The organism is Limnobacter sp. G6BE5S (assembly GCF_058448965.1).
The window spans coordinates 218,688-228,228 of sequence record NZ_JBZFLM010000008.1; the positions used below are offsets into that span (position 1 = coordinate 218,688).

The following is a 9,541-nucleotide window of genomic DNA, read 5'->3' on the forward strand; positions in this document are numbered from 1 at the left end:
TTGAAATTTAGAGTGTTTTTCTAACGTTTACAGTTGTTAATGCCGTAAATGATTGATACATTGATCAGTGTCAACGTTAGTACCAAAGCATAAAAATAGCTGCAACCAAAGGAGTACACCATGAAAATTATTCCAGTGCGCCGTGACGTCAAAATCAATCTCGACGAGTCCCGCATCAACAACTGGCACGAAGCCGGTGAACACGTTACTCATTTCTTCAATGCCTTGTCCGTGTTGTTCCCGGCTGGCGAGCGTTTGTTCATGGACTCCGTACGCGCTTACAAAGACCAGGTAACCGATCCTGACCTGAAAAAAGCCATCACCGCATTCATCGGCCAAGAAGCGCTGCACAGCCGCGAGCACGAGGAATACAACGAGATGATGGACCGCAGTGGCGTGCCCGCATTGAAGCTTGATAAAATGTTGTGGAGCCTGCTGGGCGGTTTGCAAAAAGGCCTGGGCAAAAAATTGTCACTGGCTGGCACCATTGCGCTGGAACATTACACCGCCATCATGGCCGACGCCGTGTTGAAAGATCCAAAAGTAACTGGCGAGAAATCAAACGAAGGTTTCAAGCAAATGTGGCAGTGGCACGCATACGAAGAAACCGAACACAAAGCAGTTGCGTACGACGTGTGGAACACAGTTGTTCCCGACAATGTGTACAACCGCTTCATCCGCCGCTTCGGCATGGTACTGGCCACGGTAATTTTCTGGCCAGTGATTATGTACTTCCACGCACGCCTGGTATTTGCCGATCCCAACACCAAGGGCAAGCACTTGAGTGGCTACAAAGCCGTGGCCAAAATGTTGCTGGGCAAGGAAGGCATTTTCCGCAACGCGATGAGCGATTTCTTCGACTACTTCCGCGCCGACTTTCACCCCTGGGACCATGACAACAGCCACTTCATGAACGAAATTGATTCATTCGTGGAGAAGGTCAACCAGGCCATGCGCAACCCCAACCCCGAAGTCAAAAAAGCAGTGCGTGCACGCATGAGCAAAGCAGTAAGTAAGGCGCCAGTGGCTGCATAAAAATAGTAGCTTCTAGTTCTTGAAAACCGGACCATTCGTAGCGGGGTGGGTCCGGTTTTTTTATTTACGCCCCTCAAATGTGGGGTGGCGTGTTTTGCTGTTTGGTTGAGAGTGAATCTGGGTGCAGGTTTTGGCTATTGATTATTTATTAAGCAGCAGGGTGGCGGGAGTAGATTGCTTGCTGTTAGCGCAGGAATAATTTACTTTCTATTACTATTAAAATTATGTTGAAAACAAAAGCTGGGCTTCAGTATCGGCCTGCGGTAGCCATGGTGGGTCGAAGAAGCGAATCCAAAGGACTGGCTACTCCGTCCACGCAATTCGCAACATGTGTGTAAATCATAGTTGTATTCAGATCGTTATGACCTAGCAATGTTTGAACAGTTCGAACATCAGCGCCGGATTGGAGAAGATGCGTTGCGAAACTATGTCGAAGTGTGTGAGGCGAGGCCGGTTTGTGAATGGCAGCATTTTCCAAGGCTCGCTTGAAGTCTCTTCTGAAAGTTTGTGGATACAAATGATGCCTGCGGTGAATGCCGCTTACCGGGCAAGTGGAAGTTCTATCTTGTGGGAATACCCAGAACCACGCCCAACTCTCGGGTGCTCGAGGATATTTAAACTCTAGTGCGTTGGGAAGCTCTACACCAGGAAGCAAATTCGCTCTGTCACCTTTCCATACACTATTCGCATATTGCAGCTGATTTTTCAAAGAGCCAGCAAGTGAAGCTGGCAGCATAACGACTCAGTCTTTGTCACCTTTACCGCATCGAATGATGATGCAGTTATGGTCAAAATCAATGTCTTTTGTACGCAGGCGAAGCGCTTCCATGATTCGCATGCCGGTGCCGTATAGTAGCTTGGCAACCAGTAAGTGGACTCCTTCGAGGTTATTGAAAGCACAGGCGACTTCTTGACGCGTAAGAACCACAGGTAAACGCTTTGAAGTAGTTGGACGACTCACTTCTTCTAGCCACGGCAAATTTTGCTTCAGAACTTCGCGATAAAGAAAGAGTAAAGCGGACAATGCTTGCTTGTGTGTCGATGCTGAAACTTTTCGTTTAACGCTGAGATACTGCAAGAATGCTTCAACTTGAGCTGCAGACATTTCTGCTGGGTGCCGCAAGTTGTGGAATCGAATGTAAAACCGAACCCAATAAACATAGGCTTTTTCAGTTGCATAGGAATAGTGCTTGTACCGAATTGCAGTGCGCAATTGGTCAAGCAAACGTGGCGAGTTTTGGGTTTTGGTTATACTGTTCATTTGCCCAGTGTATTTGTCAGTCGCTAAGCTATACAAAGGGCTCACTCGGTTGAGGTGCTCTCAGGGGGGATGTTCGGATAAATGGATATCGCCGTTATTGTTCGATAAAACTAGTTAGCTGAAAAGACACTGATCATGGAAATTAGAAAATCTGAACCTATGCAAACGCGCCCATGTAAATATTGTTTGGCCTTTCAAGATGATTCCGTCTTTGCAGACTTCAATATTAACCAAGCTGGTTGTCTCTATTTAGTACGAATATCATTTGACGGATACTGCTGCTGTACTCCAGAAATCGGAATTGGTGTTATAGAAACAAAAAGTTCCAAAATACTAATCTCAGCTATCGAAAGTAATAATTTGAATTCCCCACAAGCTAGTGACATTCTAAGAAGCTATTTTTTAGCAAATAAAGACTTTATTTGGGAAGATTCTCTGTTAGAGCATAAGCTTATTTAATAGCTGTTCAGCCCTTTAGAAGCAGCTAACAAAGCGGTCAAACATCGTTCGCTTCGCTCCACTGGACAGAATTTAAGTAGCTTTTATGTGGTTTTACTTCGTAAAATATTTCCACAAAAAAGCTACTTAAATTCTGCCGTTTACCGCAACGTTAGACCTCACCGAATGCGCCCGCTCCTGGTCTTACTTGCCTTTGCCCTGATCGCGGTCATCCACACGCCGCCGGACCTCTTTCCCTTCACGCAGGCTCCAGCGCCCGGAGTGCGCCCTTTTACCTGCTGTACGCTCCCTTCGCTTGGTTGCCGAACGGCACGGGCAAATCTCTTGGAACAGCGTTCGCGCTGGGACTCCTGTTGGTGGCAATAGTCCTCTCTAAGAGGAAGTCCGACCGAGGCTACGCACAAGGAAGGAAAGGGAAGTGAGGTCTAACATGTCGTTCGACACGGACACGCACCGGCTGGGCGCCGCAAGGCCCCCAGGTGATCTCGCACCTTGCAGCGCCCAGCCGGTGCGTGCCGGTCAACTCCGACGTTAGGACTTAGTTGACTATTCTTTAAATGTACATACAATGTACATATGATCAAGTTCGAGTGGGATCCCGATAAAGGGACAACAAATAAGTCAAAGCATGGGGTCAGCTTCGAAGAGGCGCAATCTGTCTTTTATGACGAGTACGCAATTCAGTTTTATGATGAAGAGCACTCTGAAGATGAGGATCGCTTTCTTATGCTTGGTCTGAGTAATGAATCACGAGTTCTTCTTGTCTGCCATTGCGAGCGTGCCGATGGTGAAGTCATTCGTATCATTTCTGCCCGTAAGGCGACCAAGACAGAGCGCAAACACTACAAAGGTGGTGACCAATGAAAGCAGAATACGATCTTTCAAAAATGAAGTCGCGTAAGAACCCCTACGCCTCGAAACTTAAAAAACCCGTGACTATGCGGCTAAGTGAAGATGTCATTTCTTATTTTAAAGAGATGGCGGATGAGAAGGGGGTTCCCTATCAAAGCCTCATCAATTTATACCTTCGCGACTGCGTTGCGCAACATCGAAAAATTGATATTTCTTGGCAGGTAAAGTCCTAACTAATCATTCAAGCCGACGTTGCTTTGCAACGCAGCTTAACTCAAACGTTATTTGGCACATTGGAGGTCCATGTAAATCGAGGCGCTGCAATCCTTCTGGCAATCGCGACGGCTTTACCTGTCGTGTATATGTTCTATTTTTTTACAGCTTTCGGCTCGATGGATGGCCAGATGACACAGGAAGAGATGCAAGCTAAATTTGATCTGCTCTTCCGACTCCACCTGGGCACCATGGCTCTGATAGTAGGTTTACTCGTCATTTATATCGCCTACTTGTTCAAGACTGAGCATGTTCCGAAGGACAAAAAGGTGCTTTGGGCCGTCGTCCTGTTCATGGGGAACATCCTCGCAATGCCCGTGTTTTGGTTTTTGTACGTGTGGAAGCCTTTGCAGCGAGGCGACGTTGCCACATAACTTGTCAATCGACACGGACCCACAACAGCAGATGGCGGCTTCGCCATAAATGTTATGGCCCGATCATTTCCGACGTTAGAAAACTTATGCCCATACTTTATATTCTTTTGCTTTTGCCTTTCTTGACCCTTAGTGGATGCGCGATTGTTGGACCGAAACTGGATTTCTATGATTCAGCGTTGATCGCAAAAGAACCCAACAGAGCAATTATCTCAGGCTCCAAAACTCAAGGACAGAAGCCGTTGTCTCCGATTCTTATCTATATGGACAGTATCGACAAGAAGGTGACTGGCCGCGCTAAAGAACAGCGGTGTAGTTTCAACAAGTCGTTTCCTGTTTCCCCTGGAAAACATGAGCTTGTTGTCGTTATTGCGGCTGGAGAGTCCTTTGCTTCTAGCCGCTTCGGGTTCGCTGCTCTCCAAGTTAATGCACTGCCCAATGCAAAGCTAATACTTAAGGGTGAGGTCTCATCGGATGTCTCAGCGAAGGTGTGGGCTCAGGACTCAAACGGTTCTATTGTTACTGAGCAGGTTTCGGTAACGCTCGGGGACAGTCCTTCAAAGGGAATGCCGATAGGTTTTGCGGCTTTAGAGGACTCTTGTTCTTTGCCATGAAATTGCAGTTTTCTAACCTATCGGTTACACAGAACCTGCGGATAAAACTGTATAGGTCTGTTTAACTCCAACCTTAGCAATCGAGAAGCAAATGGGCCTTTTTCGAATGTCATCTCAAAATCCTCTGTTACACGAGAGGCCTCCGTTTTGGAAAAACTTTAGGCCTCACTAAATGCGTCGCATCCTAGGCCGGGTTGCTACTCTCTTGTTCGTCATCGCGATCGGATTGTACGTTTGCGCTTGGGCTGGATGGTCCGATGTCAGTTCCCTTGGGAATTGGACATGGTTTCTACATCTATTCGCCATTGGCTTTTCAATCGGCACGGACCGTGTCCTAGAACCAAGTCATCGGGCAATCGGAGGCCGTCTAAACATTTCCATCCTCAAGGCTTATCTACCACCGGATGCCTACCAAGCCCTTCTGGTCGTTTTTTGGATATGCATGGCTGCCCTCGGACTGCCGTTGTTTCTGTTTTCCGCAGGCGGTCAGGATGCCGGAGGCAGCGCTCTCGCAGCATTCTCAGCTGTATGGGCGTTAATGTTCTATTTGGCAGCAATCTTGCTGCTGAGGGCCCGCAAGCCAAAGTCTTCCGGCGGCGCTGGGCCTCTGATGTAACCGCAAAGCTTACTATCGTGGTTCGCAAGTTGATTCAAGCTAACTCATTGTTTAACCGTAACATGCAAACGTGACGGTCAACCCAGCCTTTAGGCACTAGTGGAATGCGCACAATAATCATAGCCATAGCATTACTTTTCTTGGGTACGGCTTACGCGGATCGAGATGCTTTGGTTATTGAAGCGCTTGTCGCGAATGGTTCCGACATAAGTAAAGTTCATGAAATAGATTTCTTCCTTGATTTCGATAACCTTAAGCAGGCTGCTGTAGTGGCACAGAGTATGGAGAGCCAAGGATTCAGAGTGAAGGTGTATGAGAACGAAGATCAAACTGTGACTATTGAAGCAAAAAGATTTCTCATCCCGACCTTGGATAACATACACAGAGTATCGTCAACTCTAGAGTCCTTAACCAGCAAGTACGGTGGCAGTTACGATGGCTGGGGCACTGAAATTGTAAAGTAGTACCTAACAACGCGTTTACAAGTCAAACCCAATGAGCCTACATAAGCCACCTCAGCAAGACGCTAAATCATTATTTCTAATCATGGAGCGAAGCGCTGGCCCTACTTTAGTTGCGCTACTGCTGATCGCCATCATTTTAAATGTTCTCTTCAGGCCAGGGGCGTGGTTTATTTTTGGGAATGTCTTAGCAGGACTAATTTGTTATGGATGCTGGCGTGCAGTGTTGGTCGATAGGCTTCAATTAGGCCTAACTTTGGTATTTGTAATGTTATTCATCTTCTTTGTTGCGACAGAATCAATTTTTACGTTGTCCTTGCATGAGCAGATGGCGTTAGTTTTGTCCCATATTGGAATTGGTTTGTACGCGTCAATTTTCTGTGTGAGAGTCATGAAGACGCATGATCTTTAGCCTCACATTCAAACGGACCACTCAGCCCAGTTGCTCACTTTCACGTAGGACACTTCCATGAGAACACTGCGTATTATCACGTTGATTATGCTGCCATCATTGAACTTGTTGCAGCCGGCATTGGGCTCAATCACTAGGAGATGAGAATGTCCAAGTATCTACCGCATTTAGTAATAACTGCCGGATTGTTGCCATTAATCGCTACTGCGGCAGAACCCGTAAAGCTCACTGAAGACACTTACAAAGCCGACCTTGGAATGATCGTCGTTCAGGTAAATTGGGGCCGTGCCTGGAAATGTGGGCAGTTCGAAAATGCGCAGCTACAAGCACTTACATTCACCAAATCACCTATCGATAACGAAACGTCTTCAGCTTTGGCGCTTGAAACACCCTCCAAGTTGTCTGCAGACAATCAATTTTTGCCGTATACGTTTGTGATCGAACCGGGTGAATATGCGTTGACTGCCTTCGACGTAAAAGTTGCTCGCTCGATAACGGAGGTTGCTCATATCAAAGGATCTACAGACGATCTCATCGAGGACGGAAAACCGATTGGTGGTTCATTTACAGTGGGTCCCGGAGAAGTGGTTTACATAGGCCACTTCGGTCTTGACTGTGGAGCAGAACCATTCTTGTGGCGAAACTATATCGAGGGTCGGAAAGATTTCGAACGGTATGTGAATGGCTTCAGGCAACAATTTCCGTTCGTGAAGCATGTGCCAGTTCGACATGGGCTCTTTGAAACACAACTTTTTGGTAACTCGTATTCACTCAAAGATCCTGTTGTGAAATGAAGCCCGAAGAGCATACCTAAAGCATGAAAATGGAACAGACAAATAACCCCATGCATGGAGTCAAGCTTGAAACCATCGTCGTAAAGCTTGTTGAGCACTACGGCTGGGATGAGCTCGCCAATAGAATCAAAATCAATTGCTTCAAGAATGATCCCTCTGTTAAATCCAGCTTGAAGTTTCTTCGAAAAACGCCTTGGGCCAGAGAGGAGGTGGAGCAACTGTATCTTTCTACACTCGCATCACAAAGCCATCCGAGAACATGAAGAATCCTTTGGACACTCCTGAAAGTCCAATTCAGAGAATAAAGACTGCTCAGATATGTCCGCATTGTTTTGCGCAGTTGTATTCAATGTGGGGAGAAGATCTTCGCATTCTCGGACGATGCCCCGAGTGCAAAAAACGTGTGTTTAAGTTCTACACAATGATGCTCTCAGGTCGCGAGATAGGTTTGTATTACGTCGCCTCTGTCGCTGTTGTAGCCATTGTTTATGGCTTGGATTGGTATATCAATTTTCTGGATAATTTTGGTTGATAAAACCGAATGAATTGAAATGGAAACTTCATCATGAATTTAGTCAGTAGGTTATTTGTAGTTGCGACTCTCAGCTTTGCTTTGGCTGGTTGTACCGGCATGATCCGTCAGGTCGATCAAGCCGATATTCAGTCAGTCCGCAAAGTGGTGGTTGTCTCTCAGCTGGGCGACACTTTTAATGGTTCCCTGACTGCCACCACAGTATTCGGCAACAGTAGTTACAAAGTGAATGTTAGCGATTGGCAGGTTGACGAAAAACTCGCTGAAAGCGCTGTTGAGGCGATTAATCAAAGTGGAAAGCTAAACGCATCGATGCTGACATCGAGTGCGAAATTGCCTGAGTTACTTAAAGCCGCTGCGGCGAGGAATGCAGATACATTGCTGTTGGTGACGCTTGCAGGAAACAGCAATCAGCCTGATTTCCGCCCCGGTTATGGGTTTTACAGAAGGACGCTGTTTGCGATGGACAGGTCTTGCATCTACAGTTTGTTTGTAACAACAGCTTACAACGTCAAGTCAGGAAAGGAGATGGGAATTGCATGGAGCTTTCCAAGGCGGGAAAGCATCCCCTGCAATCAAGCCACTGATCTGGTGTGGAAAGACAGCTTCGAGAAGTACTCTGCAGACGAAAAGGAATTGATTCGGAAAGCTGTCATCACAAGTGTCACTACGAATGCGCGAACATCACTGCAAGGGCTGGGTTTGTTACCTTGATTTGCAGTGCAGACTAGGGATCGGACCGAGAACGGCTGCGTAATTTCAACTTTTAATTGAAGGAATAGTGATGTTGGATAAATTACGTTTTTTGATGGTTTTTATCGCGTTGCCCGTTATCCTGCTTGCCGGTTGCAGCACACCACAATCGATTCCCTTGAGTGTGGAAAAGAGATCTCCAATTAAAAATATTCATCTTGAAAAGAATGTATCAAAGCCAAGCGCAATATATTGGCGCGGAACTACTCAAGCTTGGGGTGGCGCTTTGTTTGGCGCGCTTGGTGCATTTGCTACTGCTGACGCTGGCATGACAGACGCAGAAAAAATGATTAAATTCATGGAGAAACACAAAATTGATATTTCTGAAATCGTCTATTCAGAAGTTTCCAAGCAGACGGTAGCGTTGAAAACTTATCAGATAAGCAGTGTTGATAAAAGTGATGCCACCCTGACATTCGTGGTTGATATGTATGGTTTCAATAAAACGCACCCGTTCGGAACTCATATGAATCCGATGATTCGAATGACTGCGAAACTCATCAAACCAAATAATGAGATCATCTGGCAAGAAAGTGAATTTGTTTCAGATTTTGCCTCTGAGAATGACCAAGGGCAGTCTTTGGAAACTTATCAAAATGAACCTGCCAAGTTAAGAGTGGCACTTGCAAAAGCATCGCAAGTTGCAGTCAAGCGTTTGCTGGCAAAACTGCAATAGTGCTTGGTCTGACCCCATGGACAAAGAGAACAACTACACACCAAACCATATCCCCGTAAAAGAAAGAGTAGAAAACATTATTGGCTCAATCTTTTTTGTAGCATATGGGACATATGGCGTATGGATCAACGATCTTCACCTGGTTTTTGGCAGGCGATCTCCCGGTATTCATCTTCATGACATTGCTGCTTGGTTGATGTTTGCCGCGTCGATATGTGGTTGTGTCGTTTTACTTACGGTTGTCGTAGATCACTACGACAAGCGAAACAATGAAACTAACTATAAAAAAATCGCTGATTTCTTTAAAAAATCGGGAGTTGTTTTTGCCGTTCTGAGAGCAGGCTTCGTTTAATCGGACAGTTTTTGTGGATTTTTAATAAAGATCCAGCACTGCGGGTTAAGCGGCCAATGCCGCAACTTGGCTGACGA

The 9,541-nt window shown here is 46.2% G+C and carries 12 protein-coding genes and 1 pseudogene; 12 read left to right on the forward strand and 1 reads right to left on the reverse strand.

Translation table 11 applies throughout. The annotated features are described in order from the left end of the window. Positions 1–120 precede the first annotated feature (120 nt). Positions 121–1,035: a metal-dependent hydrolase gene (locus ACVL1J_RS15130; protein ID WP_159568535.1), complete on the forward strand. Its 915-nt coding sequence runs from the start codon at positions 121–123 to the stop codon at positions 1,033–1,035. Between the two features lie 247 nt (positions 1,036–1,282). Here ACVL1J_RS15130 and ACVL1J_RS15135 read toward each other — a convergent pair. Beyond that, positions 1,283–2,296, reverse strand: a pseudogene (locus tag ACVL1J_RS15135) (integron integrase). 135 nt (positions 2,297–2,431) lie between these two features. Between ACVL1J_RS15135 and ACVL1J_RS15140 the strand changes: the two are divergent. The 11 genes from ACVL1J_RS15140 to ACVL1J_RS15190 all read left to right on the forward strand — a co-directional run bounded on the left by ACVL1J_RS15140 (position 2,432) and on the right by ACVL1J_RS15190 (position 9,464). Continuing rightward, positions 2,432–2,755, forward strand: a complete 324-nt coding sequence (locus ACVL1J_RS15140) for a hypothetical protein (RefSeq protein WP_341237061.1) — start codon at positions 2,432–2,434, stop codon at positions 2,753–2,755. Positions 2,756–3,331: 576 nt separating this feature from the next. Further along, positions 3,332–3,619, forward strand: coding sequence for a BrnT family toxin (locus ACVL1J_RS15145; protein WP_341237060.1), 288 nt, complete (start codon positions 3,332–3,334; stop codon positions 3,617–3,619). After that, positions 3,616–3,840 carry a CopG family antitoxin gene (locus tag ACVL1J_RS15150; protein WP_334118956.1) on the forward strand — a complete coding sequence of 75 codons (225 nt, stop codon included), beginning with the start codon at positions 3,616–3,618 and terminating at the stop codon, positions 3,838–3,840. The genes ACVL1J_RS15145 and ACVL1J_RS15150 overlap by 4 nt, the downstream gene beginning before the upstream one ends. Before the next feature lie 24 nt (positions 3,841–3,864). Then, entirely contained in the window at positions 3,865–4,254 is a 390-nt protein-coding gene (locus tag ACVL1J_RS15155; protein ID WP_341237059.1) for a hypothetical protein, read from the forward strand. Positions 4,255–4,340: 86 nt separating this feature from the next. Next, positions 4,341–4,868 carry a hypothetical protein gene (locus ACVL1J_RS15160; protein WP_341237058.1) on the forward strand — a complete coding sequence of 176 codons (528 nt, stop codon included), beginning with the start codon at positions 4,341–4,343 and terminating at the stop codon, positions 4,866–4,868. A 720-nt stretch (positions 4,869–5,588) separates the two neighbouring features. Continuing rightward, positions 5,589–5,948, forward strand: a complete 360-nt coding sequence (locus ACVL1J_RS15165) for a ribonuclease E inhibitor RraB (protein WP_341237057.1) — start codon at positions 5,589–5,591, stop codon at positions 5,946–5,948. A 555-nt stretch (positions 5,949–6,503) separates the two neighbouring features. Beyond that, the gene (locus ACVL1J_RS15170) at positions 6,504–7,151 is read left to right on the forward strand and encodes a hypothetical protein (protein ID WP_341237056.1); all 648 of its coding nucleotides are present in this window, start codon (positions 6,504–6,506) and stop codon (positions 7,149–7,151) included. 23 nt (positions 7,152–7,174) lie between these two features. Further along, positions 7,175–7,414, forward strand: a complete 240-nt coding sequence (locus ACVL1J_RS15175) for a VF530 family protein (RefSeq protein ID WP_341237055.1) — start codon at positions 7,175–7,177, stop codon at positions 7,412–7,414. A gap of 302 nt (positions 7,415–7,716) precedes the next feature. Continuing rightward, positions 7,717–8,397 carry a hypothetical protein gene (locus ACVL1J_RS15180; RefSeq protein ID WP_341237054.1) on the forward strand — a complete coding sequence of 227 codons (681 nt, stop codon included), beginning with the start codon at positions 7,717–7,719 and terminating at the stop codon, positions 8,395–8,397. A gap of 70 nt (positions 8,398–8,467) precedes the next feature. Further along, a complete protein-coding gene (locus tag ACVL1J_RS15185) occupies positions 8,468–9,112 on the forward strand; it encodes a hypothetical protein (protein WP_341237053.1) in 645 nt (214 codons plus the stop codon). Between the two features lie 16 nt (positions 9,113–9,128). Then, complete coding sequence (locus ACVL1J_RS15190) at positions 9,129–9,464, forward strand: hypothetical protein (RefSeq protein ID WP_491665460.1); 336 nt, start codon at positions 9,129–9,131, stop codon at positions 9,462–9,464. Positions 9,465–9,541 lie beyond the last annotated feature (77 nt).